The organism is Algibacter pectinivorans (genome assembly GCF_900112595.1).
Lineage (GTDB): Bacteria > Bacteroidota > Bacteroidia > Flavobacteriales > Flavobacteriaceae > Algibacter_B > Algibacter_B pectinivorans.
This window is the reverse complement of sequence record NZ_FOMI01000001.1, coordinates 103,305-129,324: the sequence shown is the minus strand read 5'-3', so window position 1 is coordinate 129,324 and position 26,020 is coordinate 103,305. Positions and strand designations below refer to the sequence as shown.

General features: G+C 33.3%; 30 protein-coding genes. 25 read left to right on the top strand and 5 right to left on the bottom strand.

Features of this window, described 5'->3' with window-relative positions; all coding sequences use genetic code 11:
- Positions 1 to 66 precede the first annotated feature (66 nt).
- From rpsH to ctlX, 19 genes are all read left to right on the top strand, one after another.
- Positions 67 to 465: a 30S ribosomal protein S8 gene (gene rpsH / locus BMY96_RS00565; protein WP_092847737.1), complete on the top strand. Its 399-nt coding sequence runs from the start codon at positions 67 to 69 to the stop codon at positions 463 to 465.
- A 17-nt stretch (positions 466 to 482) separates the two neighbouring features.
- On the top strand, positions 483 to 1,025 hold the full coding sequence (gene rplF / locus BMY96_RS00560; RefSeq protein WP_092847735.1) for a 50S ribosomal protein L6: 543 nt from the start codon (positions 483 to 485) through the stop codon (positions 1,023 to 1,025).
- Between the two features lie 10 nt (positions 1,026 to 1,035).
- Entirely contained in the window at positions 1,036 to 1,392 is a 357-nt protein-coding gene (gene rplR / locus BMY96_RS00555) for a 50S ribosomal protein L18 (RefSeq protein ID WP_092847732.1), read from the top strand.
- 6 nt (positions 1,393 to 1,398) lie between these two features.
- Positions 1,399 to 1,923 (top strand): 30S ribosomal protein S5, encoded by a 525-nt coding sequence (rpsE, locus tag BMY96_RS00550; protein WP_092847729.1) that lies wholly within the window; start codon positions 1,399 to 1,401, stop codon positions 1,921 to 1,923.
- A gap of 11 nt (positions 1,924 to 1,934) precedes the next feature.
- Entirely contained in the window at positions 1,935 to 2,114 is a 180-nt protein-coding gene (gene rpmD / locus BMY96_RS00545) for a 50S ribosomal protein L30 (RefSeq protein WP_019386285.1), read from the top strand.
- Positions 2,115 to 2,130: 16 nt separating this feature from the next.
- Positions 2,131 to 2,583, top strand: coding sequence for a 50S ribosomal protein L15 (rplO, locus tag BMY96_RS00540; protein WP_092847725.1), 453 nt, complete (start codon positions 2,131 to 2,133; stop codon positions 2,581 to 2,583).
- Positions 2,584 to 2,597: 14 nt separating this feature from the next.
- Positions 2,598 to 3,953 carry a preprotein translocase subunit SecY gene (secY, locus tag BMY96_RS00535; protein WP_092847722.1) on the top strand — a complete coding sequence of 452 codons (1,356 nt, stop codon included), beginning with the start codon at positions 2,598 to 2,600 and terminating at the stop codon, positions 3,951 to 3,953.
- A gap of 9 nt (positions 3,954 to 3,962) precedes the next feature.
- Complete coding sequence (gene infA / locus BMY96_RS00530) at positions 3,963 to 4,178, top strand: translation initiation factor IF-1 (RefSeq protein ID WP_007094967.1); 216 nt, start codon at positions 3,963 to 3,965, stop codon at positions 4,176 to 4,178.
- A 4-nt stretch (positions 4,179 to 4,182) separates the two neighbouring features.
- Complete coding sequence (gene ykgO / locus BMY96_RS00525) at positions 4,183 to 4,299, top strand: type B 50S ribosomal protein L36 (protein WP_010519235.1); 117 nt, start codon at positions 4,183 to 4,185, stop codon at positions 4,297 to 4,299.
- Positions 4,300 to 4,301: 2 nt separating this feature from the next.
- A complete protein-coding gene (gene rpsM, locus BMY96_RS00520) occupies positions 4,302 to 4,676 on the top strand; it encodes a 30S ribosomal protein S13 (protein WP_092847720.1) in 375 nt (124 codons plus the stop codon).
- 101 nt (positions 4,677 to 4,777) lie between these two features.
- On the top strand, positions 4,778 to 5,161 hold the full coding sequence (rpsK, locus tag BMY96_RS00515) for a 30S ribosomal protein S11 (protein ID WP_092847718.1): 384 nt from the start codon (positions 4,778 to 4,780) through the stop codon (positions 5,159 to 5,161).
- 191 nt (positions 5,162 to 5,352) lie between these two features.
- Positions 5,353 to 5,958: a 30S ribosomal protein S4 gene (gene rpsD / locus BMY96_RS00510; protein WP_092847715.1), complete on the top strand. Its 606-nt coding sequence runs from the start codon at positions 5,353 to 5,355 to the stop codon at positions 5,956 to 5,958.
- A 97-nt stretch (positions 5,959 to 6,055) separates the two neighbouring features.
- A complete protein-coding gene (locus BMY96_RS00505; RefSeq protein ID WP_092847713.1) occupies positions 6,056 to 7,048 on the top strand; it encodes a DNA-directed RNA polymerase subunit alpha in 993 nt (330 codons plus the stop codon).
- A gap of 59 nt (positions 7,049 to 7,107) precedes the next feature.
- On the top strand, positions 7,108 to 7,578 hold the full coding sequence (gene rplQ, locus BMY96_RS00500) for a 50S ribosomal protein L17 (protein ID WP_092847711.1): 471 nt from the start codon (positions 7,108 to 7,110) through the stop codon (positions 7,576 to 7,578).
- A gap of 89 nt (positions 7,579 to 7,667) precedes the next feature.
- Positions 7,668 to 8,771: a glutamine-hydrolyzing carbamoyl-phosphate synthase small subunit gene (gene carA, locus BMY96_RS00495; RefSeq protein WP_092847709.1), complete on the top strand. Its 1,104-nt coding sequence runs from the start codon at positions 7,668 to 7,670 to the stop codon at positions 8,769 to 8,771.
- A gap of 158 nt (positions 8,772 to 8,929) precedes the next feature.
- A complete protein-coding gene (gene eno / locus BMY96_RS00490; protein WP_092847707.1) occupies positions 8,930 to 10,222 on the top strand; it encodes a phosphopyruvate hydratase in 1,293 nt (430 codons plus the stop codon).
- Between the two features lie 177 nt (positions 10,223 to 10,399).
- Positions 10,400 to 11,686 carry a citrate synthase gene (locus BMY96_RS00485; protein WP_092847704.1) on the top strand — a complete coding sequence of 429 codons (1,287 nt, stop codon included), beginning with the start codon at positions 10,400 to 10,402 and terminating at the stop codon, positions 11,684 to 11,686.
- A 149-nt stretch (positions 11,687 to 11,835) separates the two neighbouring features.
- Positions 11,836 to 12,750, top strand: coding sequence for a dimethylarginine dimethylaminohydrolase family protein (locus BMY96_RS00480; RefSeq protein ID WP_092847701.1), 915 nt, complete (start codon positions 11,836 to 11,838; stop codon positions 12,748 to 12,750).
- A 9-nt stretch (positions 12,751 to 12,759) separates the two neighbouring features.
- Positions 12,760 to 13,695, top strand: a complete 936-nt coding sequence (gene ctlX / locus BMY96_RS00475; RefSeq protein WP_092847699.1) for a citrulline utilization hydrolase CtlX — start codon at positions 12,760 to 12,762, stop codon at positions 13,693 to 13,695.
- 62 nt (positions 13,696 to 13,757) lie between these two features.
- On the opposite strand, the gene BMY96_RS00470 is transcribed toward ctlX, so the two are convergent.
- Positions 13,758 to 15,806, bottom strand: a complete 2,049-nt coding sequence (locus tag BMY96_RS00470) for a tetratricopeptide repeat-containing sensor histidine kinase (RefSeq protein WP_092848740.1) — start codon at positions 15,804 to 15,806, stop codon at positions 13,758 to 13,760.
- A gap of 505 nt (positions 15,807 to 16,311) precedes the next feature.
- On the opposite strand from BMY96_RS00470, the gene argS reads away from it, so the two are divergent.
- The 6 genes from argS (at position 16,312) to BMY96_RS00445 (ending at position 22,797) form a co-directional block, all read left to right on the top strand.
- Complete coding sequence (gene argS / locus BMY96_RS00465) at positions 16,312 to 18,096, top strand: arginine--tRNA ligase (protein WP_092847696.1); 1,785 nt, start codon at positions 16,312 to 16,314, stop codon at positions 18,094 to 18,096.
- Between the two features lie 292 nt (positions 18,097 to 18,388).
- Positions 18,389 to 19,717 carry a signal recognition particle protein gene (ffh, locus tag BMY96_RS00460; protein ID WP_092847692.1) on the top strand — a complete coding sequence of 443 codons (1,329 nt, stop codon included), beginning with the start codon at positions 18,389 to 18,391 and terminating at the stop codon, positions 19,715 to 19,717.
- Between the two features lie 111 nt (positions 19,718 to 19,828).
- Positions 19,829 to 20,707 (top strand): bifunctional methylenetetrahydrofolate dehydrogenase/methenyltetrahydrofolate cyclohydrolase FolD, encoded by an 879-nt coding sequence (folD, locus tag BMY96_RS00455; RefSeq protein ID WP_092847689.1) that lies wholly within the window; start codon positions 19,829 to 19,831, stop codon positions 20,705 to 20,707.
- A gap of 289 nt (positions 20,708 to 20,996) precedes the next feature.
- Positions 20,997 to 21,158, top strand: coding sequence for a TMEM164 family acyltransferase (locus BMY96_RS16240; protein ID WP_489884283.1), 162 nt, complete (start codon positions 20,997 to 20,999; stop codon positions 21,156 to 21,158).
- Positions 21,159 to 21,473: 315 nt separating this feature from the next.
- On the top strand, positions 21,474 to 21,860 hold the full coding sequence (locus BMY96_RS00450) for a hypothetical protein (protein WP_217639585.1): 387 nt from the start codon (positions 21,474 to 21,476) through the stop codon (positions 21,858 to 21,860).
- Between the two features lie 76 nt (positions 21,861 to 21,936).
- The gene (locus BMY96_RS00445) at positions 21,937 to 22,797 is read left to right on the top strand and encodes an HAEPLYID family protein (protein WP_092847685.1); all 861 of its coding nucleotides are present in this window, start codon (positions 21,937 to 21,939) and stop codon (positions 22,795 to 22,797) included.
- Positions 22,798 to 22,977: 180 nt separating this feature from the next.
- On the opposite strand, the gene BMY96_RS00440 is transcribed toward BMY96_RS00445, so the two are convergent.
- From BMY96_RS00440 to BMY96_RS00425, 4 genes are read right to left on the bottom strand one after another with little or no spacing between them, the layout of a single operon-like run.
- Positions 22,978 to 23,754 carry a pseudouridine synthase gene (locus BMY96_RS00440; protein ID WP_092847683.1) on the bottom strand — a complete coding sequence of 259 codons (777 nt, stop codon included), beginning with the start codon at positions 23,752 to 23,754 and terminating at the stop codon, positions 22,978 to 22,980.
- Positions 23,755 to 23,774: 20 nt separating this feature from the next.
- Complete coding sequence (locus BMY96_RS00435) at positions 23,775 to 24,602, bottom strand: alpha/beta hydrolase (RefSeq protein WP_092847680.1); 828 nt, start codon at positions 24,600 to 24,602, stop codon at positions 23,775 to 23,777.
- Entirely contained in the window at positions 24,603 to 24,974 is a 372-nt protein-coding gene (locus tag BMY96_RS00430) for a cupin domain-containing protein (protein WP_092847676.1), read from the bottom strand.
- Between the two features lie 60 nt (positions 24,975 to 25,034).
- Entirely contained in the window at positions 25,035 to 26,015 is a 981-nt protein-coding gene (locus BMY96_RS00425) for a YitT family protein (protein ID WP_092847673.1), read from the bottom strand.
- Between the last annotated feature and the right edge of the window lie 5 nt (positions 26,016 to 26,020).

Here is a 26,020-nt window from a genome sequence, read left to right as displayed (position 1 = left end):
TTATTTAAATAATCGGGTTTAAGGTTCGAAATAGTTCGAAAACCAAGACCACAAAATCAATTCATTATGTACTCAGATCCAATTGCGGATTATTTGACAAGAATTAGAAACGCAGTGCGTGCTAACCACAGAGTGGTAGAGATCCCTGCTTCTAATCTTAAAAAAGACATCACTAAAATATTATTCGAACAAGGATATATTTTAAGTTACAAATTTGATGATTCTTCTGTGCAAGGAACTATTAAAATAGCTCTTAAGTACAACAAAGAAACAAAGGAACCAGTAATTAAAAAACTTCAAAGAATCAGTACTCCAGGTTTACGTAAGTATGCAGGAGCTAATGATTTGCCACGTATCTTAAATGGTTTAGGTATTGCTATTGTTTCAACTTCTCACGGAGTTATGACAGGTAAACAAGCCAAAAGAGATAACGTAGGAGGAGAAATTTTATGTTACGTACACTAATTTAAAGCCAGAAAGAAATGTCAAGAATAGGAAATAATCCAATAGCCATTCCAGAAGGTGTAACAGTTGACGTTAAGGATAACGTGGTAACTGTAAAAGGAAAATTAGGAGAGTTAACTCAAAATTACGATTCTATAGAAATTAAAGTAGAAGAAGCAAATGTGTTAGTTACACGCTCTTCTGATACTAAAGACCAAAAAGCAAAACATGGTTTATACAGATCATTAATGCATAATATGGTCGAAGGTGTATCTAAAGGATGGACTAAAGAATTAGAATTGGTAGGTGTAGGTTATAGAGCATCAAACCAAGGACAAAAATTAGATTTAGCCTTAGGGTTTTCTCATAACATTATTTTAGATGTTGCTCCAGAAGTAAAGGTGGAAACTATATCTGAAAAAGGGAAAAATCCAATTATAAAATTAACATCATTCGATAAACAACTTGTTGGTCAAGTAGCTGCGAAGATCCGTGGATTTAGAAAGCCTGAACCTTATAAAGGAAAAGGTGTTAAGTTTGTTGGTGAAGAAATAAGAAGAAAAGCAGGTAAATCAGCTTAATAATTAAGTTATGGCATTGACAAAGAACGAAAGAAGACTAAGAATAAAAAACAGAATCCGTAAGGTTGTTTCTGGTACAGAAGCAAGACCAAGATTAGCTGTTTATAGAAGCAATAAAGAAATTTATGCTCAGATAGTTGATGATGTTACTGGTAATACAATCAGTTCAGCATCTTCAAGAGATAAAGACATTAGTGCTGCGAAAGCAACCAAAACCGAAGTAGCAAAATTAGTAGGTAAAGCAATTGCCGAAAAAGCTATGAAGGCTGGTATAGAAACTATTGCTTTTGATAGAGGTGGATATTTATACCACGGTAGAGTAAAATCATTAGCAGAAGGCGCTAGAGAAGCAGGACTTAAATTCTAAGAAATTATGTTTAAAAAATATAAAAGTGCAGAATTAGTAAAACCAGGTGGATTAGATCTTAAAGATCGTTTAGTTGGTGTACAGAGAGTTACTAAGGTAACTAAAGGTGGTAGAGCATTTGGTTTTTCAGCAATCGTTGTGGTTGGTGACGAAGCAGGTGTTGTAGGACAAGGTTTAGGAAAATCTAAAGACGTTGCTAGTGCAATTGCAAAAGCGGTTGAAGATGCTAAGAAAAACCTAGTGAGAATTCCTATTATTAAAGGAACGTTACCACATGAGCAAAAAGGTAAATATGGCGGAGCTAGAGTAAATATTATTCCTGCTGCCCCTGGTACAGGAGTAATTGCTGGTGGTGCTGTAAGAACAGTTCTTGAGGCAGTTGGTGTACATGATGTATTATCAAAATCTCAAGGATCTTCAAACCCTCATAACGTAGTAAAAGCAACTTTTGATGCTTTATTACAATTAAGAGATGCGAATGCTATTGCTAGAGATAGAGGTATTACACTTGAACAAGTTTTTAACGCTTAATAAAGACAGAGATGGCAAAAATTAAAGTAAAAAAAGTTAAAAGCGCAATCAATCGTACGCAAAGACAAAAAAGAACTTTAGAAGCTCTTGGTCTTAAAAAGATTGGTCAAGTAAAAGAGCATGAAGCTACACCAAATATTCTTGGTATGGTTGCTAAAGTTTCACATTTAGTTTCTGTTGAAGAAGCTTAAAAATATAAACTGAAAAATGGATTTAAGTAATTTAAAACCTGCAGAAGGTTCAGTAAAAAACCAAGGTAAAAGGATAGGTAGAGGACAAGGCTCAGGAAAAGGTGGTACGGCAACTCGTGGTCACAAAGGAGCTAAATCTCGTTCTGGTTATTCTAAGAAACTAGGATTTGAAGGTGGTCAAATGCCGCTTCAAAGACGTGTTCCTAAGTTTGGTTTTACTAACATTAACCGTATTGAACACCAAGGGATCAATTTAGATACTTTGCAACAATTGGTTGATGATAAGAAAATTAAAGATACAGTTGATTTTGAAACATTATTCACAAACCGTTTAGTAAACAAAAATGATTTAGTAAAAATCATGGGACGTGGAGAATTAAAAGCAAAATTAAAAGTAACTGCTCACAAGTTTACTGCTTCAGCAAAAGCTGCTATTGAAGCTGCTGGAGGAGAAGCTGTAACTATATAAGACTTTTTATAAGTATGAAATTTATAGAATCAATTAAGAATGTTTGGAAAATAGAGGAACTAAGAAACAGAATCATTGTAACTTTGAGTCTGTTATTAGTTTATCGTTTTGGTGCTCAAGTAGTATTACCAGGTATCGATGCTTCTCAATTAGGTGGTCTAGCCGAAAAAACAGACGGAGGTTTGTTAGGTTTGCTTAACGCTTTTACAGGAGGTGCATTTGCTAATGCTTCGGTTTTCGCTTTGGGTATCATGCCATACATCTCTGCTTCTATTGTTGTACAGTTAATGGGAATAGCGATCCCTTATTTGCAAAAATTGCAAAAAGAGGGTGCTAGTGGTCAGAAAAAAATAAATCAAATTACGCGTTGGTTAACCATTGCTATTTGTTTATTACAAGCCCCAGGATATTTGGCAAGTTTACCAGCATTAGGAATTCCACAAAGTGCATTTCTTTTAGGTACTGGACCATTATTCTATTTCTCATCGGTTACTATTTTAGTAACAGGCTGTATATTTGCAATGTGGTTAGGTGAAAAAATAACCGATAAAGGTATTGGTAATGGTATTTCATTATTAATTATGGTAGGTATTATTGCTACATTACCACAATCATTTTTACAAAATGCAGCTACTAGATTAGAAGGTGGTGGAAACGGTGGTTTAATGATGGTATTAATTGAGTTTGTTATTTGGTTTGTTATTATCTTAGCGTCTATTATGTTAGTAATGGGTGTTAGAAAGATAGCAGTACAATACGCAAGAAGAACCGCTTCTGGTGGTTACGAGAAAAGCGCCATGGCAGGATCAAGACAATACATTCCTTTAAAGCTTAATGCTTCGGGTGTAATGCCAATTATTTTTGCTCAAGCTATTATGTTTGTGCCAAGCTTAATTGGAGGATCATCTTTCTTAAAAGAAACGGCAGCAGGTGCATGGATGCAAACCAATTATTCTGATATGTTTGGTTTTTGGTATAACCTTACCTTTGCTTTATTAATTATAGTTTTTACTTATTTTTATACAGCAATAACAGTGCCTACCAATAAAATGGCAGACGATTTAAAGCGTAGTGGTGGGTTTATTCCAGGTATACGTCCAGGATCTGAAACCTCTGAGTATTTAGATAAAATAATGTCTCAAATAACCTTACCTGGTTCTATATTTTTAGCACTTATCGCTATATTTCCAGCGTTTATTGTTAAACTTATGGGAGTTCAACAAGGATGGGCTTTATTTTTTGGAGGAACATCGTTATTAATTATGGTAGGAGTTGCAATTGACACTATGCAACAAATAAATTCTTATTTGTTAAATAGACACTATGATGGTTTGATGAAAACAGGTAAAAATAGAAAAGCAGTAGCTTAATTTTATACTATGGCAAAACAAGCAGCAATAGAACAAGACGGAACAATTATAGAGGCATTATCTAATGCTATGTTTCGTGTTGAATTAGAAAATGGTCACATTGTGACAGCACATATTTCTGGTAAAATGCGTATGCATTACATTAAATTGTTACCCGGAGATAAAGTAAAATTAGAAATGAGTCCTTATGATTTAACTAAGGCTCGAATAACTTATAGATACTAATACGATGAAAGTAAGAGCATCAATTAAAAAAAGAAGCGCAGATTGTAAAATTGTGCGTAGAAAAGGAAGACTTTACGTAATTAACAAAAAGAATCCTAGATTTAAACAAAGACAAGGGTAATTATGGCAAGAATTGCAGGTGTAGACATACCAAAAAACAAAAGGGGAGTTATCTCTTTAACTTATATCTATGGAATAGGTAGAAGTAGAGCAAAAGAAATTTTAGCTGAGGCTAAAGTTGATGAAAGTACAAAAGTTCAAGACTGGACGGACGATCAGATTTCTGGAATTCGTGACGCTGTTGGAACTTTTACTATCGAAGGTGAATTACGTTCTGAAACGCAATTAAACATTAAGCGATTAATGGATATTGGATGTTATAGAGGTATTCGTCATAGATCGGGTCTTCCATTAAGAGGACAACGTACTAAAAACAACTCTAGAACCAGAAAAGGTAGAAGAAAAACTGTTGCTAACAAAAAGAAAGCAACTAAATAATAATTAGTCTTTAGGTATTTAGACGTTGGAAGGAATCTGTTTGAAATTATAATAGTTTAGGATTCTAGCGACTATCACTAAAACTAAAAGCTAAAAATAAAATGGCAAAAACAAGTACAAAAAAACGTAAAGTTATTGTTGATGCGGTTGGTGAAGCGCACGTAACGGCTTCATTCAATAACATCATTATTTCACTTACCAACAAAAAAGGAGATGTAATTTCATGGTCTTCTGCTGGTAAAATGGGATTTAGAGGTTCTAAGAAAAACACACCATATGCTGCTCAATTAGCGGCTGAAGATGCTGCAGCAGTAGCAACAGAAGCAGGATTGAAAAAAGTAAAGGTGTATGTTAAAGGACCAGGAAATGGTAGAGAATCTGCTATTCGTTCTATTCATAACGCAGGAATTGAAGTAACAGAAATTATCGATGTTACTCCATTACCACATAATGGATGTCGTCCTCCTAAAAGAAGAAGAGTTTAATTTAGTTAGTTAACTAAAATTAAATAAAGCAAATAGAAAAATTAATATCATCTGTATTTCAGATGATATTAATTTTTTGTGTAAATTTGCAAACTGAAAAAAATAATTAACAAGTATTAACGAGAGATCAACGATTTTCGAAGGATAAGATTAAGACCTTAATTCATAATCACTCTCAAAACAAATTTAAAATGGCAAGATATACTGGTCCTAAAACTAAAATAGCTCGTAAATTTGGCGAAGCTATATTCGGAGATGACAAATCATTCGAAAAAAGAAATTACCCTCCTGGGCAACACGGTAACGCGCGTCGTCGTGGAAAAAAATCTGAATATGCAATCCAGTTAATGGAGAAGCAAAAAGCAAAATATACTTACGGTATATTAGAGCGTCAATTTAGAGGTCTATTTAAAAAGGCTAGAGCTGCACAAGGTATTACTGGTGAGGTTCTTTTACAACTTTGTGAGTCTAGATTGGATAACGTTGTGTTTAGAATGGGTATTGCTCCAACAAGAAGTGGTGCAAGACAATTAGTTTCTCACAGACATATTACAGTAAATGGCGAGTTGGTAAATATTCCTTCTTACCAATTAAAAGCTGGTGATGTTGTTGCTGTAAGAGAAAAATCAAAATCACTTGAAACTATTGAAAGATCTCTTTCTAATTCAAGTAACGTTTATGAGTGGATCACTTGGAATTCTGATACGAAACAAGGAACTTATGTTTCTGTTCCGGCAAGAATTCAAATTCCAGAAAACATAAACGAGCAATTCATAGTAGAATTATACTCTAAATAATAAATTAATAATATTGGTATTTAGCCAAAGGGTTTATAAGTATTTCTTCAAACTTTTAAACCGCGCAACTAAATAACAATTAAAACGAAGAAAAAAAATGGCAGTATTTAATTTTCAAAAACCAGATAAGGTAATCATGATTGATTCTACTGATTTCGAAGGTAAATTCGAATTCAGACCTTTAGAGCCTGGTTATGGTTTAACAGTAGGAAATGCTTTAAGAAGAGTACTATTATCTTCTCTTGAAGGTTTTGCTATTACATCTGTAAGAATAGAAGGTGTTGATCATGAGTTTTCAGCAATTTCTGGTGTAGTGGAAGATGTAACAGAAATCATCTTAAACTTAAAGCAAGTTCGATTTAAAAGACAAATTGAGGATATTGATAATGAATCTATTTCAATTTCAATTTCTGGTCAAGATAGAATTACAGCTGGTGATTTTCAAAAATTCATTTCTGGTTTCCAGGTTTTAAATACAGAATTAGTAATCTGTAACCTAGATCCTAAGGTGAATTTTAATATGGAAATTACTATTGAAAAAGGTAGAGGTTATGTTCCGGCAGAAGAAAATAAGAAAGCTTCAGCACCAATAGGTACAATCTTTACAGATTCAATTTACACACCAATAAAAAATGTTAAATATAGTATTGAAAACTATCGTGTAGAACAAAAAACTGATTATGAAAAATTAGTTTTTGAAATTATTACAGATGGTTCAATCACGCCACAAGATGCTTTAACAGAAGGAGCTAAAACATTAATTCACCACTTTATGTTATTCTCAGATGAGCGTATCACTTTAGAGGCTGATGAAATTGCTCAAACTGAAACTTATGATGAGGAATCTCTTCATATGCGTCAGTTACTTAAAACTAAGTTAATCGATATGGATTTATCTGTACGTGCACTTAACTGTTTAAAAGCTGCAGAGGTTGATACTCTAGGAGACTTAGTATCTTTCAATAAAAATGATTTAATGAAATTCAGAAACTTCGGTAAGAAGTCTTTAACAGAGCTTGAAGAGCTTGTAAATGTTAAAGGATTAAATTTCGGAATGGACTTAAGTAAATATAAATTAGATAAAGATTAATTAATCATATTTTGCTCCTCGATTTACGAGTTTAGTAGCAAGATGATAAAACAAAGGTCATGAGACACGGAAAAAAAGTAAACCACTTAGGAAGACAAACAGCACATAGAAAAGCTATGTTAGCTAATATGGCTTGTTCTTTAATAGAGCACAAACGTATTAATACAACTGTAGCTAAAGCTAAAGCTTTAAAGCAATTTGTTGAGCCAATGATTACAAAATCAAAGGTTGATACAACACATAACAGACGTATTGTTATGGCTAAACTTAGACAAAAAGATGCCGTTGCTGAATTGTTTAGAGATGTTGCTGCAAAAATAGCAGATCGTCCAGGAGGTTATACTAGAATTATTAAGTTAGGAAATCGTTTAGGTGATAATGCTGATATGGCTATGATAGAGCTTGTTGATTACAACGAAATCTATAATGCTGGAAAAGAGAAAAAGAAAACAACTAGAAGAAGTAGAAGAGGTGGTTCTAAACCTGCAGCGGCTCCTGTTGAGAATAAAGTATCTAACGAAGAAGAATAGATGTTAATAAGCATTTAATATAAAAAAGGGTAAACTATTTTAGTTTATCCTTTTTTTTGTGCAATTTTGCGAAACTTTTCAAAAGAATTATGAAATATCAAAAAAGACAAAAAGCCATCGTTCTTCTAGCAGATGGTACTATTTTTTACGGAAAAGCAGTTGGTAATAAGCAAGGTACGTCATTTGGCGAAGTTTGTTTTAATACGGGAATGACTGGTTATCAAGAAATTTTTACAGACCCTTCTTATTATGGTCAGTTAATGGTCGCTACTAATGCACATATTGGTAATTATGGTGTTAATGATGAAGAAGTGGAATCAGATTCTATTAAAATAGCTGGACTCATTGTTAAAAACTTTAGTTATGTGTATTCACGAGAGGCAGCCAATGATTCGTTAGAATCTTTTTTAGATAAGAATAACTTATTAGCTATCTCAGATGTTGATACTCGTGCTTTAGTAAGTTATATTAGGGATCATGGAGCAATGAATGCTGTTATTTCAACCGATGTAGATAATATTGAAGGTTTAAAAAAGCAGTTGGCAGAAGTTCCTAATATGGAAGGATTAGAGTTAGCTTCTAAAGTGTCTACTAAAGAACCTTATTATTTTGGTGATGAGAACGCAACTTACAAAGTAGCAGCCTTAGATATTGGTATTAAAAAGAACATTCTTAGAAATATAGCTAGTAGAGACGCATACATTAAAGTTTTTCCATATAACGCTAAGTTTGAGGAATTAGAAGCTTTTAAGCCAGATGGATACTTTTTATCTAATGGACCTGGAGATCCGGAGCCATTAGTGGAAGCACAAGAAGTAGCTAAAGAAATTATAAAAAGAGACTTGCCATTATTTGGTATTTGTTTAGGACACCAAGTTATAGCGCTTGCAAATGGTATATCAACATACAAAATGCACAATGGGCATAGAGGAATAAACCACCCTGTAAAAAACTTAATTACAGGAAAAGGTGAAATTACATCCCAAAATCATGGTTTTGCTGTAAACAGGGAAGATGCCGAGGCAAATACAGATTTAGAAATTACCCACTTACACTTAAATGATGATACGGTGGCAGGTTTAGCCATGAAAAACAAAAAAGTGTTTTCGGTACAGTACCACCCTGAAGCTAGTCCAGGACCACATGATTCGTCTTATCTTTTCGATCAATTTATCGAAAATTTAAAGAACTAATATTAAAAAAACCTCAAAACCAGATGCCTGGTTTTTGAGGTTTTTTTTTACTAAAACGTTATAGATGTAATTTTACCAATTTATTTAAAAACATCTAAAAATTAACCGGATTAAAACGTAAATTTGAACTAATTAAAAGATTTTAAAATAAAGCAATTATGAGTATAATAATTAATGTCCACGCAAGACAAATACTAGATTCAAGAGGTAACCCTACCGTTGAAGTAGATGTAGTAACTGAAAATCAAATATTAGGTAGAGCTGCTGTGCCATCTGGTGCATCAACAGGAGAACATGAGGCTGTTGAGTTACGCGATGGCGGAGATACTTATATGGGTAAAGGTGTTTTAAAAGCAGTTGATAACGTAAACTCAATTATTGCAGAGGAGTTATTAGGTGTTTCAGTGTTTGAACAAAACCTTATTGATAAAATAATGATCGATTTAGATGGTACGCCAAATAAATCAAAATTAGGAGCGAACGCTATTTTAGGTGTATCTTTAGCCGTAGCCAAAGCTGCAGCTAATGAGTTAAATATGCCATTATACCGTTACGTAGGTGGTGTTTCTGCGAATACGCTTCCTTTACCAATGATGAATATTATTAATGGTGGATCTCATAGTGATGCGCCAATTGCATTCCAGGAGTTTATGATTATGCCAGTTAAGGCCAAAAACTTTACGCATGCTATGCAAATGGGAACTGAAATTTTCCATAACCTTAAAAAAGTATTGCACGACAGAAACTTAAGTACAGCTGTAGGTGATGAAGGTGGTTTTGCTCCAAATTTAGAAGGAGGAACTGAAGATGCATTAGACACTATTGCAAAAGCAGTGGCAAATGCAGGTTACAAATTTGGTGACGAAGTTAAAATAGCTTTAGATTGTGCATCGGCAGAATTTTTTGTTGATGGTAAATATGATTACAAGAAATTTGAAGGTGATTCAGGTGTTGTAAGAACAAGTAAAGAACAAGCTGAATATTTAGCTGAATTAGCATCTAAGTATCCTATTGTATCAATTGAAGACGGTATGGATGAAAATGACTGGGAAGGTTGGAAATACTTAACTGAATTAATTGGAGATAAAGTACAATTAGTTGGTGATGATTTATTTGTAACTAATGTAGAGCGTTTATCAAGAGGTATTAAAGAAGGAATTGCAAATTCTATTTTAATTAAAGTAAACCAAATTGGAACTTTAACCGAAACTATTGCTGCTGTAAACATGGCACATAATGCTGGATATACTTCTGTAATGTCTCACCGTTCTGGTGAAACTGAAGATAATACTATTGCCGATTTAGCAGTAGCATTAAATACAGGTCAAATTAAAACAGGATCTGCTTCTCGTAGTGATCGTATGGCAAAATACAACCAATTACTTCGTATTGAAGAAGAACTTGGAGAGGTTGCTTATTTTCCACAAGAAAATGCATTCAAAATAAAATAAAAAGAATTTATTTTATTTAGTTGAAAAGCGATTATTTTTTAATAATCGCTTTTTTTATTCCATCAATTTTAATATTTCTTAAAATCACGAAATCGTTTTAGATATATTAAAAAAATAAATAGATATTTCGTAGATTAGCGTTCCGCATAACTAAACAAAAAATTATTTAGAAAAAACATGTCAGATAAAGCTATTCTAGAAATAAACGGTGAAAAACATGAATTTCCATTAATCACTGGAACAGAAAACGAAGTTGCTATAGATATTACAAAACTTAGAGCCAGCTCTGGAGGAGTAATAACAATTGATCCGGGATATAAAAATACAGGGTCATGCGAAAGTGCAATTACCTTTTTAAATGGGGAAAAAGGTGTTTTAAGATACCGAGGATATTCTATTGAAGAATTAGCAGAAAAGGCTGATTTTTTAGAAGTTGCTTACCTTTTAATTTTTGGAGAACTTCCAACTAAAGAACAAAACGAAAAATTTCATGACGACATAAAAGCTGAAGCTGTTGTTGATGAAGACGTTAAAAAAATAATAGATGCTTTTCCTAAAGCAGCACATCCAATGGGTGTTATTTCTTCTTTAACAAGCGCATTAACTGCATTTAATCCATCAACCGTTGATGTGGATTCGGAAGAAGATATGTACAACTCAGTAGTACGTTTATTAGGTAAATTCCCTGTGCTAGTAGCATGGACATTCAGAAAAAAATCTGGATTACCGTTAAACTATGGAGATAATACTATTGGCTATGTAGAAAACATCTTAAAAATGATGTTTAAAAAGCCAAATGGCGAGTATGAACAAAACAAAATTTTAGTAGATGCTTTAGATAAGTTATTAATCCTTCATGCAGATCACGAACAAAATTGTTCTACATCGACTGTAAGAATAGCAGGTTCTTCTCATGTTGGTTTATTTGCTTCTATTTCTGCTGGTATTTCTGCACTTTGGGGACCGCTTCACGGTGGTGCTAATCAAGCTGTATTAGAAATGCTTGAAGCTATAAAAACAGATGGTGGTGATACTAAAAAGTACATGGCTAAAGCAAAGGACAAATCTGATCCATTCCGTTTAATGGGATTCGGTCACCGTGTTTATAAAAACTTCGATCCTCGTGCAAAAATTATTAAAGTTGCTGCCGATGAAGTTCTAGAAGATTTAGGTGTTAAAGATCCTATTTTAAATATCGCTAAAGGTTTAGAAAAAGAAGCTTTAGAAGATCCTTACTTTGTAGACCGTAAGTTATATCCTAATGTCGATTTTTATTCTGGTATTATTTACAGAGCAATGGGTATCCCAACAGATATGTTTACCGTAATGTTTGCTTTAGGTCGTTTACCAGGTTGGATTGCACAATGGAGAGAAATGCGTTTACGTAAAGAGCCGATTGGAAGACCAAGACAAATTTATATTGGTGCAACCGAAAGAAAGTTTGTTCCTATTGACGAAAGATAATATTTAATATATTTTATATTATTATTAAGCTTCATGATTTTTTCGTGAAGCTTTTCTTTTTTCAGGCCTTTTTTTTTAGAATAACTCAATTTTTCTTTTATTATTATTAGGTTTACTATAAATTTGATTTTGTAAGTTAATAAAAAGGCATGATAGAATTAAATATTCAAAATGAGACTTCAAGATTACGTGCCGTTGTTTTAGGTATAGCCAATAGTAATGGTCCAATACCTAAAGTAGAAGACTGTTACGACCCAAAAAGTATAGAACATATATTAGCGGGAACTTACCCTACCGAGGCAGCTATGATCATGGAACTTAATGCTGTAGCTAAAGTGTTTGAAAAATATAATGTTAAAGTGTACAGGCCAGAAGTTATTAAAGATTGCAATCAAATTTTTGCTAGAGATATAGCTTTTGTGATTGATGATATTTTAATAGAAGCAAATATCTTACCACATAGAGAGAAAGAAGTGCAAGCCATTGATTATATATGGAATAAAGTGGCCGATAATAAGCGTGTTATATTGCCAGAAGAATGCCATGTAGAAGGAGGCGATGTTATGCCTTGGAATGATTATATTTTTATTGGTACGTATTCGGGTGAGGATTACCCCGAGATAATTACAGCACGTACTAATGCCGATGCCGTAATTGCTATTCAAGAATTGTTTCCAAATAAAACGGTAAAATCTTTCGAGCTTAGAAAGTCTAATACCAATGCAAAAGAAAATGCGTTGCACTTAGACTGCTGCTTTAATCCTTTAGGAAAAGGAAAGGCTATAATCCATAAAAATGGCTTTCTAATTGAGAGGGAATACGAGTGGTTAGTTAATTTTTTTGGAAAAGAAAATGTTTTCGAAATTACTAAAGACGAGATGTACCAAATGTGTAGTAACGTATTTTCAATTTCCGAAGATGTTATTATTTCAGAACAGAACTTTACAAGGTTAAATAAGTGGTTAAGAGAGCAAGGATTTACTGTTGAAGAGGTACCGTATGCCGAAATTGGTAAACAAGAAGGCTTATTGAGATGTACAACTATGCCTTTAATTAGAGATTAAACAAAAAAAATGCAACAAACAACAAACACTATTTTAATGATTAGGCCCGTAAATTTTAGAATGAACGAGCAAACTGCGGTTAATAATTATTATCAAGAAGCTATTACTGGTGTATTACCAGAAACCATTAATACAAAAGCGACAAAGGAATTTGACGCATATGTAGAGAAGTTGAGAGCAATTGGTGTTCATGTTATTGTGGTTAACGATAATTTAGAAAACGATACACCAGATTCTATTTTTCCTAATAATTGGGTGTCTTTTCACCAAAATGGCGATATAGGTTTGTATCCAATGTTTGCTGTAAACAGACGCTTAGAACGTCGTGAAGATATTCTAGAGAAACTGGAAGATGAAGGGTTTGTAATTAATAATATTGTAGACTATACCAGCGCAGAAGAGGAACATGTGTTTTTAGAAGGTACCGGAAGTATAATACTAGATCGCGTTAATAGAAAAGCCTATTGCGCTTTATCGCCACGTGCCGATGAGGATTTGTTTATTGAATTTTGTGAAGATTTCGAGTTTTCTCCTGTAGTTTTTACCGCTTACCAAAACGTTAAAGGGCAGCGTAAACCAATATATCATACAAATGTAATGATGTGTATAGGCGAAACTTTTGCTGTAATTTGCTTGAGTAGTATTGACGATAAGAAAGAGCGTAAACAAGTGGTTAAACACCTTAAAGAAGATGGTAAAACTATAATTGATATATCAGAAAAACAAGTAAGTCAATTTGCAGGAAATATGTTGCAGGTAAAAGCAGCAAATAACGAACCGTATTTAATAATGAGTCAGTCGGCTTATAAGAGTCTTAGCAAAGCACAAATGCAAAAATTAGAAGAGCACACTAAAATATTATCTAGTTCGTTGGAAACTATTGAAACCTGTGGAGGTGGAAGTGCACGTTGCATGATGGCCGAGGTTTTTTTACCTAGGCACTAAGGTTTAAAACAAATCTGTAAAGTTGCCAAAATTAGATTAGTAAATTGACTTTAAAGTTTAGGTTAGCGTTTAGCTTTAGGTAATTGTACATAAAATGTACTGCCTTCTCCCAAGGTACTATCTACCCATATTTTACCATGGTTTAACTCTACAAGCTCTTTACAAATAGAAAGCCCTAAGCCCGTACCTTTTTCGTTTGCAGTGCCGTTAGTGGTAAATGTGTTGCTTTTAAATAGTTTGGTTTGATCTTCTTTAGAAATACCAATTCCTGTATCCGATATACTTATAATGCAACTTCCACTGCTTATATGATTAGCTACAGTAACGGTATCCCCAGTCCTAGAAAACTTAATGGCGTTAGCTAGCAGATTTTGGATAACGATTTCGAACATGCTCCTGTCGGCATAGACAAAGTCTCTCAATGAGTTGTTAATAAGCTCTATTCCTTTACCTTCAACACGTTGTTCTACTAAATTTATTTTAGCGTCAAACACTTCTTGTATATCAAATAAACTCGGTTTTGGTTCTAAAGACTGCATTTGAGATTTAGACCAATTAAGTAAATTAAAAAGTAATAAAGAAGCGTTATTAGCATTTTCGCTTAATTCAGGAATTAAAGCATCAAATTCTTTTTTTGATAATGTACCTTCCTGCAATAAGTTTATAAAACCATTTATTGAGGAAAGTGAGTCTTTTAAATCATGAGATACAATAGAAAAAAGACGGTCTTTTACATTATTAATATTTTCTAGATGTTTAGTTTGTTCCAAAAAATCAGCATTTTTAATATCTAACTTAATATTTCTTTCCTCTAGCTCTTGTGTGTATTTAACTAATCTGTTTTGCTTTAAATATATTAAAATTAATAAAGTAGAAATAACTAAAAGCCCGCCAACTAAAGCGTAAACTATAAGTTTATATCTGCTTAGAGTTTTTTCGAAATTTAATGATAAGGCATTATCTACTTGATTAGAAGGTGTTGATTTTTTTTCTTCCAATTCAAAACTGTTAAGGTTTTTTTCTTCAATCTCTGCCGAGTCTTGCTCTTGGTTAAAATAGTTTACTCTAGCTTCATTTTTTATTAAACTATTGTGTAATTTGTAATATGCACTTTGCCACTTAAAAGCACTGTTAAAATGCTTTTTTGTAGAATCTAAAGCAGTCATTAATCGGTAATAATTTAATAGCCCATTACTATTATTTAAACTTTTAGCAATAGAGCCAGCCTGTGCTAATTGCTTTTCAGCAGTTTTTAAATTTCCTTTCTTTAAATTTATATTTCCTAAATTGTTTAATGTAATTAGTAAACCATTTTTGTTTATTATTTTGCTATTAATTTTCAAACTTTTGGTTAAGTGTATTTCGGCGCTATCTAAATTACTTAATTTTAAATATTCTCTACCAAGTTTAGGAAGAATAGAACCCAAAACAGAATCATTCGCCGAAAATTCATGTTTAAGTATATTTTTATAGCAATTAATGGCTTTATAATGCCTGTTTTCCAAAGCGTATAAATCTGCTAATTCATTTTGAGTATTTAAAACAGATTCATCCTCATTTAATTTTGTCTGTATTTCTAATGCTTTTTCATAATATGTTATAGCATAGTCCGTTAAATTAATACCGTTATAAGCCTGGGCTAAATTTTTATAAGCACTACTTAAATCTTTATCAAGACCTCTTTTTTCAAACTCTCTAATGGCCGATAACGAAAATTGTACACCCTTTTTAAAACGCCCCTTTTTAATTTCTAACAACCCTATACTGTTATTAACTTTAGCAACACTTAATGTATCCTTTAAGGAAGCAAACAAGGTCTTAGATTTATTATACCCGCTAATAGCGTTTAAATAATCATTGTGTTGGGCATAAATCAAAGACTTATAGTATACTATTGCTGCAATTGCCTTTTTGTAATTTATTTTATTGGAAAGTTTTTCGCTTTTTAATATATACTCCTTGGCTCGTTCATAGTCTTTTATGTCGTAAAGCGCTTTTATAAGCTTTAGAGAAGTTTCAATTTTTAAGGAATCTTTGTTTTGAAAAGCTAAATCCAAGGTCAGCTTATCTATATCATTAGTTTGAGCAAAACTAGCGCATATAGATAGCATAATAATAAATGTAATTAGTCTCCTCATTTTAGCATTGACTACAACGCACATAAAGCAGTAAAATAATCTTATTTTGAGGGAGATAAGAGAGCTTTAATTAGTTGTAATTAGTTGTTTTATTAAACACTTAATCCAAATAAATTGGAAATAATAGCATTACTTAACAAAAATTGAAAAAAGGAGTTTCAAAATCTAATTTCTGCGTTTTACTACCAAAAAATTAGACGAAATGAGACTCGAAAAACAGTGTAAAAATCGACGAATAGATAAACGGTATATATTACAGATAATATTACAATTTGTCAACCAATTACTATAAAAAACGATCATATTCCAATTTATTTTCACATTGTAAAATTGGCGCTAAATTTCGCAGATTAATAAAATAAAGTAACCTGTTTACTCGTTGCATGTAAATTGAGTTTTGATAAACAAATTTCTACAATAAATAAATCATTTAACTTTAGTAAAAAATTCTATCTTTGCAGCCTTAAAAACGTGCAGTATGAGTCTTCAGGATACCTTATTAAATTATGTAAAACAAGCTGTTAAAGCAGAATTTAATATCAATTTAGAAACCGTAGAGTTTCAAGCCACTAGAAAAGAGTTTGCAGGAGATATTACGGTGGTTATATTCCCAATGCTTCGTTTTATTAAGGGGAATCCGGTTCAAATAGGAGAAACTATAGGTAGTTACTTGGTTAATAATGTTACCGAGGTAAAGGCGTTTAACGTGGTAAAAGGCTTTTTAAATGTCGAAATTAGCGATGCCTATTACCTTAACTTTTTCAATGGCATTAAAAACGATAGTGCATTTGGTTTTGTATCACCAAAGGCCGATGAAAAAGCGGTTATGGTCGAGTATTCGTCACCAAACACCAATAAACCATTGCATTTAGGTCATGTTCGTAATAACCTGTTAGGCTATAGCGTTGCCGAAATTTTAAAAGCTTCAGGTAAAAAAGTATATAAAACACAAATTATAAACGATAGAGGTATTCATATTTGTAAAAGTATGTTGGCCTGGGAAAAATTCGGAAACGGAGAAACACCAGAGTCTACCGGATTAAAAGGCGATAAATTAGTAGGTAACTATTACGTAAAGTTCGACCAAGAATATAAAAAGGAAATTCAAAATTTAATAGCGGCTGGAAGTACCGAGGAAGACGCCAAAAAAAATGCACCTTTACTAATAGAAGCACAAAACATGCTTTTAAAATGGGAAGCCGGCGATAAAGATACCGTGGCACTTTGGACCAAAATGAACGGTTGGGTATACGATGGTTTTGCAGAAAGCTACAAAAATTTAGGTGTAGATTTCGATACGCTGTATTACGAAAGTAACACATACCTATTAGGAAAAGAGTTTGTTGCCGAAGGCTTAAAATCTGGCGTTTTCGTAAAAGAAGAAGACGGGTCTGTGTGGTGTGATTTAACCGAAGACGGATTAGACAAAAAAATAGTACTACGTGCCGATGGTACTGCCGTTTACATGACTCAAGATATTGGTACAGCCATACAACGTATAAAAGATTTTCCAGATGTAGGCGGTATGGTTTACACGGTTGGTAACGAGCAAGATTACCACTTTCAAGTCTTATTTTTAATCCTAAAAAAATTAGGTTTCGATTGGGCTAAAAACCTGTACCACTTAAGTTATGGTATGGTCGATTTACCAAGCGGAAAAATGAAAAGTAGAGAAGGTACTGTTGTAGATGCTGACGATTTAATAGACGATATGGCATCAACAGCCGAGGAAATCTCCGAAGAACTTGGTAAACTAGATGGCTATTCAACTCAAGAAAAAAAGGAACTTTATAAAACCATTGGTTTAGGCGCCTTAAAATACTACATCTTAAAAGTAGATCCTAAAAAACGAATCCTGTTCGATCCAAAAGAATCTATCGATTTTCAAGGCAACACAGGACCATTCATCCAATACACCTACGCGCGTATTCAATCCATTTTGCGCAAGGGGAATCTTAATCCAGATGTAACAATTAACGCTACTCAAACAGCACTTCATCCAAAGGAAAAAGAGCTAATCAAGCAAATACAGCTGTTCCCAGAGGTAATTCAAAATGCTGCAAACAACCACAGTCCAGCGCTAATAGCAAATTACACCTACGATTTGGTTAAAGAATTCAACTCCTTTTACCAAAACGTTTCCATTTTAGGCGCAGATAACGACACCGAAAAAACACTAAGAGTGCAACTATCTCAAGTCGTTGCCAACACCATTAAAAACAGTTTTAGCCTATTAGGTGTGCACGTTCCAGAGCGCATGTAAAAGCTTTAAAAGCGGTTTATAGTCTTAAAAATCTATTTAGGCGTTCCCTTTCAGGTCGGGCTTTCCGTTCCCAATCTTTTTGCTCGTGCCTCACAAAAAGGATTTCCACTACAATCCCTAACGCGGGTTGGTCCGCCAACTACGTTTTTTTTGCTAATTACCCTTCAACTTGTTTAAGTAAAAGCTAAATACAAGCCTGTAAAAACAAAATATTTAGTTATTTTTGCAACTTAAATTTTAATTATAGCGCAGTCTACATACTTGTGGCTGCCTACAGAAGACTTAAAATACTATGTTTAATAATTTAAGCGATAAATTAGATAAAGCCTTACACGTATTAAAAGGGCACGGAAGCATTACCGAAGTTAATGTAGCCGAAACTTTAAAGGAAGTAAGACGCGCCTTATTAGATGCCGATGTTAACTTTAAAATAGCTAAACAGTTTACACAAACTGTTAAAGAAAAGGCATTAGGGCAAAACGTATTAACAACGTTACAGCCAGGGCAATTAATGGTTAAAATTGTTAAGGACGAGCTAACCCAACTTATGGGTGGCGATGCCGAAGGTATAAACCTATCCGGTAAACCAAGTATTATTTTAATGTCTGGTTTACAAGGTTCTGGTAAAACAACCTTTTCTGGTAAATTAGCCAATTACTTAAAAACTAAAAAAACCAAAAAACCGTTATTGGTGGCCTGCGATGTTTATCGTCCAGCGGCAATCGATCAATTACATGTAGTAGGAGAGCAAATAGGTGTAGAGGTTTTTAGCGATAAAGGAAATAACGATCCTGTTGCTATTTCGCAAGCGGCAATAGCCCATGCAAAAGCAAACGGACATAATGTGGTTATTATCGATACCGCAGGTCGTTTAGCTGTCGATGAGGCAATGATGACCGAAATATCTAACATCCATAAAGCCATAGAGCCTCAAGAAACTTTGTTTGTTGTAGATTCTATGACAGGGCAAGATGCCGTTAACACAGCAAAAGCTTTTAACGATGTTTTAAACTTCGATGGTGTAATTCTTACCAAATTAGATGGTGATACGCGAGGTGGTGCAGCCATTTCAATTAAATCTGTAGTTAATAAACCAATTAAGTTTATTGGTACAGGCGAGAAAATGGAAGCTATCGATGTATTCTACCCATCGCGTATGGCAGACCGTATCTTGGGTATGGGAGATGTGGTGTCTTTAGTAGAAAGAGCACAAGAGCAATTTGACGAAGACGAAGCTAGAAAACTTCAAAAGAAAATAGCCAAAAACCAATTCGGGTTCGATGATTTCTTAAAACAGATTCAGCAAATCAAGAAAATGGGAAACATGAAAGACCTTATGGGTATGATTCCTGGTGCTGGTAAAATGTTAAAAGATGTTGATATTGATGATGATGCTTTTAAAGGTATCGAGGCTATTATCCATTCCATGACACCAAAAGAAAGAACTAACCCTTCAGTACTTAACGCCAGCAGAAAAAAGCGTGTAGCAAAAGGATCTGGAACTTCAGTACAAGAAGTAAATCAACTTTTAAAGCAGTTTAACCAAATGAGCAAAATGATGAAGATGATGCAAGGTGGTGGCGGTAAAAAGATGATGCAGATGATGAAGAACATGAGGTAATATTTTAGTTTATAGTCTCATTCACAGTAAAATAGAAAAGAAATAAACTTTGAGCCTTATCGTCTTTGCGAAAAAAAATATTCGTGAATTCGTGGCAAAAACGAATTAAGCATGACAATTTTAGACGGTAAAAAAGTAAGTAACGATATTAAAGACGAAATCGCAGACCATGTTCAGGCTATGGTTGCTAAAGGAGAAAAAGTACCGCATCTTGCGGCAATTCTTGTAGGATCAGACGGTGCTAGTATGACCTATGTAAATGCAAAGGTAAAAGCGTGCCAACGTATAGGTTTTAACTCTACACTTATTGAGTTGCCAGATTACACTTCAGAAGAAGAGTTACTAGAAAAAATTAATGAACTAAATACTAGTAAAGATATTGATGGGTTTATTGTGCAATTGCCTTTACCAGATCAAATCGATGAGCAAAAAGTATTAATGGCTATCGATCCAGATAAGGATGTCGATGGGTTTCACCCAACAAATGTTGGTAGAATGGCTTTAGATTTGCCAACCTTTTTACCGGCAACACCGTATGGTATTATGGAGTTGCTAGAGCGTTATCAAATAGAAACCTCTGGTAAAAATGTAGTGGTATTAGGAAGAAGCCATATTGTTGGTCGCCCAATGAGTATTTTAATGAGCCAAAAACGTAAGGCAGGAGATGCTACTGTAACAGTAGTTCATAGCCGTTCAAAAAACTTAGAGGAAATTACTAAAGCAGCAGATATTATTGTTGCTGCCATTGGTATATCGGAGTTTTTAACAGGCGATATGGTTAAGGAAGATGTTGTAATTATCGATGTTGGAATTACACGTGTGCCAGATGCAACTAAAAAGAATGGTTACCGATTAGCGGGCGATGTGCATTTTGAAAGCGTAAGTCAAAAAGCAAGTTACATTACACCTGTTCCTGGTGGTGTAGGTCCAATGACGATTGCTATGCTATTAAAGAATACCTTATTGGCTAGAGAACGACATATTAAGTAGCATAAAATATTATTTAATTAAATTGTATTATGAGTTTTATAATTTATAATGCAATTTTTTTGTTTAATAGAGTTACCATTGGAAGTCTTTAAATTATCTTACCAATAGTTTTAACTGTTTTATTTGCTATTGTTTTTATGCCATTTGCAAAGCCTCGACTTTGCAAATGGCAATAAAATAAAGCGCTATATATTTTAGCCTGTTTTATAAGCCTTGTAGGTGTCATGTTTCATGTGCATAAAATAAGTCTAGGAGATTATGATACTATTAGCTTGTCAACCGATTTGCCTTGTATTTATGTACTTTAATTGGGCTTTTAATACCTGTGTTTTCTTATTATAGCAGCTATTTAGTATTCAGAATTCTCTTGTTTTGGGTTATTGGTGGCACATTACAAAGTGTGTTAACTCCAGATATCGCTTTTGGTTATCTTAGTTTTGAATACTTCTAGTACTGGATTGACCATTTAGGGCTTTTAATGGTTTTTAGGCCTCTTTTGTGTTTAATATGCGCCTGTTAATAATGCTTTTAAATAGGTTGTAGGCCTATTGGTTTATGTACTACTAATGCGTGCTGTAAACAAACTGCTAAATGCTAACTATTTTACCTGAATGCAAAACTAGAATTAGCTTCAGTGTTTGAGTATTTTGGCGAATGACCATAGTATATTCCAGTAGTACAATTCTTTTTTTAAATTTACTTATTTTTAAGAATAGTATTTAGTGGTCATATAAGAAAATTAATAAAAGAACGTTAACTTTGTACCGTGATAAGCGAAATAAGAAATAACGCATTTACAAAAATCCTATGGGGTTTAATGGGTCTTTATTTGTTAAACATAAGTGTTGACACTAAAGACCCCAAACCTAGCCATATTCCTGAAGATTTATCATTTAACGACCAAGAAAGTATTATAGAAATAATTCTTGAGAAAGTTCTGGGTTTCGAAGATGCTATCGAAGAATATGACGATCCTGATACAGAAGAGCATAATAAAAAAAGAAATGTTAAAATTGATTTAACAACGCCTTCTATACTTGTTAGTAATTTAAATTCTTTAGAATTTAAAAATGCACCTGGAAAGTTTCCAGACTATAAAACCTATTTAACAAGCGGGTTTGATAAACTCGACCTTCCTCCCCCCAAGATATAATTTGTTTTACAACTTAATAAGTTCCTATCGCAAAATTTGTGATGGGGTAATTTTTAATGCTTAAAAACAAATTAAAATGAAAATAAAAACAATATGGATGTCTTTAATTTTATTGGCATCTTCAACATTTTTAGTAGCACAAACTACAAATACTCAAAAAGATAGCATCTATATTCAGCAAGTAGAAAATCATAAAGAACCAGACAAAGTTTTACACGCAGAACCTCTGTATATAGACTTAATACGTGATTTAGGAGCTAAAAAAGGAGAAAAAGAATGGAACTTAGGTTTAGGATTAACAGATAATTTAGAATTTGATGCATACGAAGCCTTAATTGAATATGAGTGGGCACCTATTGATAGATTGGGTCTAGAAGTAGAATTACCTTTTACATTGTATTCACCTCAAAGTGGAATAAATAGAGGTTCAATTCCTTCCAATAGGCTAAATAGCATAAAAATAGCAACGCAATGGTCGTTTTTTGTAAGTGTACCCATGGCAACATCTATGGCGCTAGGTTACATTAATGAGTTTGAACTTTCAGACTTTAGGAGTTTTGGAAGCCCCTTAATAAAAGGAAATGTTTATAATCCGTTTTTTGTAATTGCAAAACGTTGGGGTAATAACTTTCATTCATTGATTTATACAGGACCAATGATTGAGCAGAGTTTTATTTCCAATAAGTTCCATACCACTTACGATATTAATACTAGTTTTCATTATATGATATCGGGTACACGAAATTTTATAGGTGTTGAATTTAATAAGACTATTGATCGAGGTAACTTTGATATGACAATGCGACCTCAAATGAGAGTGGTAGTTGCAGATAACCTATTAGTAGGTATTGTAGCAGGAATTCCCGTAAGCAGAGAAAATGAAAGATTTAGTTCTTTTTTAAGGCTAATATGGGAGCCTAATCATAAACATAAATAAAAAAGTGTAATTATCTAAAATTGATATTTAATGCGGTTTAGATGAAAGTCTAAGCCGCTTATTTTGTTCGTTTAACGCTATTGTTTTGTGTAAAGTTTATTCATTTAATTTTCATATCGTTGCTTAAAAATTGTAAGAATAAAAGTTTGAGCAACTATATTTTTACTTAAAAAGAAATAGCTAGCGCTTACGGCTTCTCATTGCTTTAGCACTATTGTTTTGTTTAAATGTTTTGGTGCTTTCTTCTAAAAGTAAATTTAAGTTTTTAAACTCTTCTTTAGTTAATTCGCGATATTCTCCAACGGGCATGTCTAGTTTTATATTCATAATTCTAACACGTTTTAAAGTTTGTACGTCATAATTTAAATAATCGCACATGCGTCTAATTTGTCTATTTAACCCTTGTGTTAAAATAATCTTGAATTTATAAGTGCTCAGTTTTTCAACTTTACATGTGTTGGTTGTTTTATTTAATTCTGCCAATGGAATACCTCCAGACATACGTTCAATAAATGTTTGCGAAATGGGTTTATCAACCGTAACAATATATTCTTTTTCGTGGTTATTACTAGCTCTTAGAATTTTGTTTACTATATCGCCATCATCGGTTAATAGAATTAAACCTTCACTAGGTTTATCTAATCGTCCAATGGGGAAAATACGTTTTGGGTAGTTTAAATAATCAATGATGTTATCTTTTTCTACGCTGGTATCTGTTGTACAAACAATGCCCACGGGTTTATTAAAAGCTAAATAAACAAAAGACTCTTTGGTGTTAATTATTTCTTTACCATCAACCGCAACAACATCTTCGGGTGCAATTTTGGTTCCCATTTCTGGCACAACACCATTAATGGTAACACGACCTGCTTCAATGAGTTTGTCTGCTTCTCTTCTAGAACAGTAACCAACTTCACTTAAATATTTATTTATACGTTTTAATACAACTTCTGCCATGGCTCAAAAATACAACAAAGTTAGTCGTTTAAAAAGTCTAAAATGTTTTGATATACGGGTTTAGATTTTAAACCATGCCCAAAGCCTGTAGTGGCTATAAAATTAGCGTTGGCATAGTTTTCTTTAAATTTTATACCATCGTTAAACGGAATAATTCTATCCTTCTCATCATGAATAATAAGGCCTTTAGCGGAAATTTCTTTTATAAAAACCGAAGGCGTAAAATATTCAGGGAGATTATTGTAATGTTTTAGTATGTGTTGATCTATAGCTTTTATAACGCGTTTGCTATATCCCATCATGTCTGCATAACGACTTAATACACCAGTAAAGTTTGCAGGCGCGCCCAAAAGAACAAGTTTTTCTATGGATTTTAATTGGTACTTATGCTGAAAAAACACGGTAGCCATACCACCAACGGAATGCCCTATAATGGTTTGTATATTAAATTTTTTTACAACTACATTTATGCAATCGGCATACAAAATAGCGTTAAAGGTTTTTCCGCTTGAAGCGCCATGTCCTGGAGCATCTAATGCTATAATGTTGTAGTTTAAAACTCTTAATTCCTCAATTAAATCTTTCCATCTAAAGGTGTTGCTTTCCCAACCGTGAGCAAGCAAGATGGTGTCTTTTTCGCCTTTCCAATGGTAGGTAGTAATTGTAATGTTTTCGAAACTAATTTCTTCTTGGCTAGCATCTTTTAGGTATTCTAATTCCTTAGGTTTTATTTTTCCTTTTTTTGGTGTAGAAAATAGTAATATGGCCAATTTAGCGGCATATTTAGGAGCGATAATGCCAATAACATTAATAAAAAAACCAATACATTTCGGGATGAGGTTTTTCATTTAGCTATCTTCTCTGTTTACTAAATCTATAGAAAAAGCCGGTGTACATATGGCAATGTATTCGCAAACCTCGGTAAAAGGGTTGGAGTATTGCACTCTAGTGTTTCTTTCAATTTTAATAGATTGTCCTGCTTCTAATACAATTTGCTCATCTTCTATGATAAATTGCTTTTTGCCGCGAATTATAATTGTAAATTCATCAAATTCGGGCGTTTGAAAAGGTTCACTCCAACCTGCGGGAGCTTTCATGTGTGCAATACTTATTTCGGAATTACCATCGGTAGTTTTTCCAAAATGTTCTTTTATAATTTTGCCATCTGTAGTGGGTACAACAAAAGGACTTGTTTGAATGGTATAGCGCTTTTTAGACATATTTTATGTTGATATTTAAAATCGAAAAATGGTAATTAGAAAGTTTTAATACATTAAGATTTAATGTTGGTCTTGTAAAGGCTTTTTCTTTATCATTCCGCCTTTTAAATCTTTTACAACACCCATAATTACAAAGGCGTTTTCGTCAATTTTATCAATTTCTGTTTGAAGTTTTGCAAGTTCCAAACGGGTAACAATAGTATAAATAATATCCTTGTCGTAACTTTCTCCTTTTGTACCATAACCACCTTTTCCTGCGTAAATAGTACAAGCTCTTCTCAGGTTTTGGGTTAGCATGATTCTTAATTTTTCGTGCTGCTCTGATATTATAGTAACACCCACATATTCTTCAACACCATCAACCACAAAATCTACGGTTTTCGCAGCCGATAAATAGGTTAAAATAGCGTAAAGTGCTATTTCCATAGATAATACATAAGCACCTACAGAGAAAATTACAATATTAATAAGCAGTAATACATCGCCTATAGTAAGCGAAAGTTTTCGTCCTAAATAAATCGCTAGAACTTCGGTGCCATCTATTACACTGCCACCTCTCATAGATAGTCCTATTCCTAAGCCTAAAAAGAAACCACCAAATACTGCAATAAGCAGCTTGTCTTCAGTTATAGTTGGGTAGTTTACAAAGTGTACCACAATAGCTAATAAAGCAATGGCAACAATGCTTTTTAAGGCGAATTTGTTACCTATGGTTTTCGAAGCCAAAAAGATAAATGGTGAGTTTACAATAATTAGCAATATGCCTAATTGGATAGAGGTTACGTTTCTAAGCAATAACGAAATACCGGTAGCACCACCATCAATAAAGTTATTAGGTAGTAAGAAGCCTTTTAAACCAAAACCAGCCGAAAAAACACCTATAATAATAAAAACGAATTCTTTTACGGCATGAGAAATTTCTACCTCAAACGATTTTACTAAAGGGTCAATTTGTTTTTTAGTTACCGTTGCCCCAACGTGCTTTTTTTCAAGTCGTTTACGTGCAACATCAACTAGAATTTTGGATATAAGTGGATTCATTTATA

Coding starts and splice junctions, on each gene's coding strand:
- rpmD (WP_019386285.1), top strand. CDS start 1,935: ATGGCAAAAATTAAAGTAAAAAAAGTTAAAAGCGCAATCAATCGTACG.
- rpsD (WP_092847715.1), top strand. CDS start 5,353: ATGGCAAGATATACTGGTCCTAAAACTAAAATAGCTCGTAAATTTGGC.
- ykgO (WP_010519235.1), top strand. CDS start 4,183: ATGAAAGTAAGAGCATCAATTAAAAAAAGAAGCGCAGATTGTAAAATT.
- BMY96_RS00445 (WP_092847685.1), top strand. CDS start 21,937: ATGAAAATAAAAACAATATGGATGTCTTTAATTTTATTGGCATCTTCA.
- BMY96_RS00485 (WP_092847704.1), top strand. CDS start 10,400: ATGTCAGATAAAGCTATTCTAGAAATAAACGGTGAAAAACATGAATTT.
- rplO (WP_092847725.1), top strand. CDS start 2,131: ATGGATTTAAGTAATTTAAAACCTGCAGAAGGTTCAGTAAAAAACCAA.
- rplQ (WP_092847711.1), top strand. CDS start 7,108: ATGAGACACGGAAAAAAAGTAAACCACTTAGGAAGACAAACAGCACAT.
- ffh (WP_092847692.1), top strand. CDS start 18,389: ATGTTTAATAATTTAAGCGATAAATTAGATAAAGCCTTACACGTATTA.
- BMY96_RS00440 (WP_092847683.1), bottom strand. CDS start 23,754: ATGGCAGAAGTTGTATTAAAACGTATAAATAAATATTTAAGTGAAGTT.
- rpsK (WP_092847718.1), top strand. CDS start 4,778: ATGGCAAAAACAAGTACAAAAAAACGTAAAGTTATTGTTGATGCGGTT.
- folD (WP_092847689.1), top strand. CDS start 19,829: ATGACAATTTTAGACGGTAAAAAAGTAAGTAACGATATTAAAGACGAA.
- secY (WP_092847722.1), top strand. CDS start 2,598: ATGAAATTTATAGAATCAATTAAGAATGTTTGGAAAATAGAGGAACTA.
- carA (WP_092847709.1), top strand. CDS start 7,668: ATGAAATATCAAAAAAGACAAAAAGCCATCGTTCTTCTAGCAGATGGT.
- BMY96_RS00435 (WP_092847680.1), bottom strand. CDS start 24,602: ATGAAAAACCTCATCCCGAAATGTATTGGTTTTTTTATTAATGTTATT.
- BMY96_RS00480 (WP_092847701.1), top strand. CDS start 11,836: ATGATAGAATTAAATATTCAAAATGAGACTTCAAGATTACGTGCCGTT.
- BMY96_RS00505 (WP_092847713.1), top strand. CDS start 6,056: ATGGCAGTATTTAATTTTCAAAAACCAGATAAGGTAATCATGATTGAT.
- rpsM (WP_092847720.1), top strand. CDS start 4,302: ATGGCAAGAATTGCAGGTGTAGACATACCAAAAAACAAAAGGGGAGTT.
- BMY96_RS00470 (WP_092848740.1), bottom strand. CDS start 15,806: ATGCTATCTATATGCGCTAGTTTTGCTCAAACTAATGATATAGATAAG.
- rpsH (WP_092847737.1), top strand. CDS start 67: ATGTACTCAGATCCAATTGCGGATTATTTGACAAGAATTAGAAACGCA.
- ctlX (WP_092847699.1), top strand. CDS start 12,760: ATGCAACAAACAACAAACACTATTTTAATGATTAGGCCCGTAAATTTT.
- BMY96_RS00430 (WP_092847676.1), bottom strand. CDS start 24,974: ATGTCTAAAAAGCGCTATACCATTCAAACAAGTCCTTTTGTTGTACCC.
- infA (WP_007094967.1), top strand. CDS start 3,963: ATGGCAAAACAAGCAGCAATAGAACAAGACGGAACAATTATAGAGGCA.
- rplR (WP_092847732.1), top strand. CDS start 1,036: ATGGCATTGACAAAGAACGAAAGAAGACTAAGAATAAAAAACAGAATC.
- rpsE (WP_092847729.1), top strand. CDS start 1,399: ATGTTTAAAAAATATAAAAGTGCAGAATTAGTAAAACCAGGTGGATTA.
- argS (WP_092847696.1), top strand. CDS start 16,312: ATGAGTCTTCAGGATACCTTATTAAATTATGTAAAACAAGCTGTTAAA.
- BMY96_RS00425 (WP_092847673.1), bottom strand. CDS start 26,015: ATGAATCCACTTATATCCAAAATTCTAGTTGATGTTGCACGTAAACGA.
- eno (WP_092847707.1), top strand. CDS start 8,930: ATGAGTATAATAATTAATGTCCACGCAAGACAAATACTAGATTCAAGA.
- rplF (WP_092847735.1), top strand. CDS start 483: ATGTCAAGAATAGGAAATAATCCAATAGCCATTCCAGAAGGTGTAACA.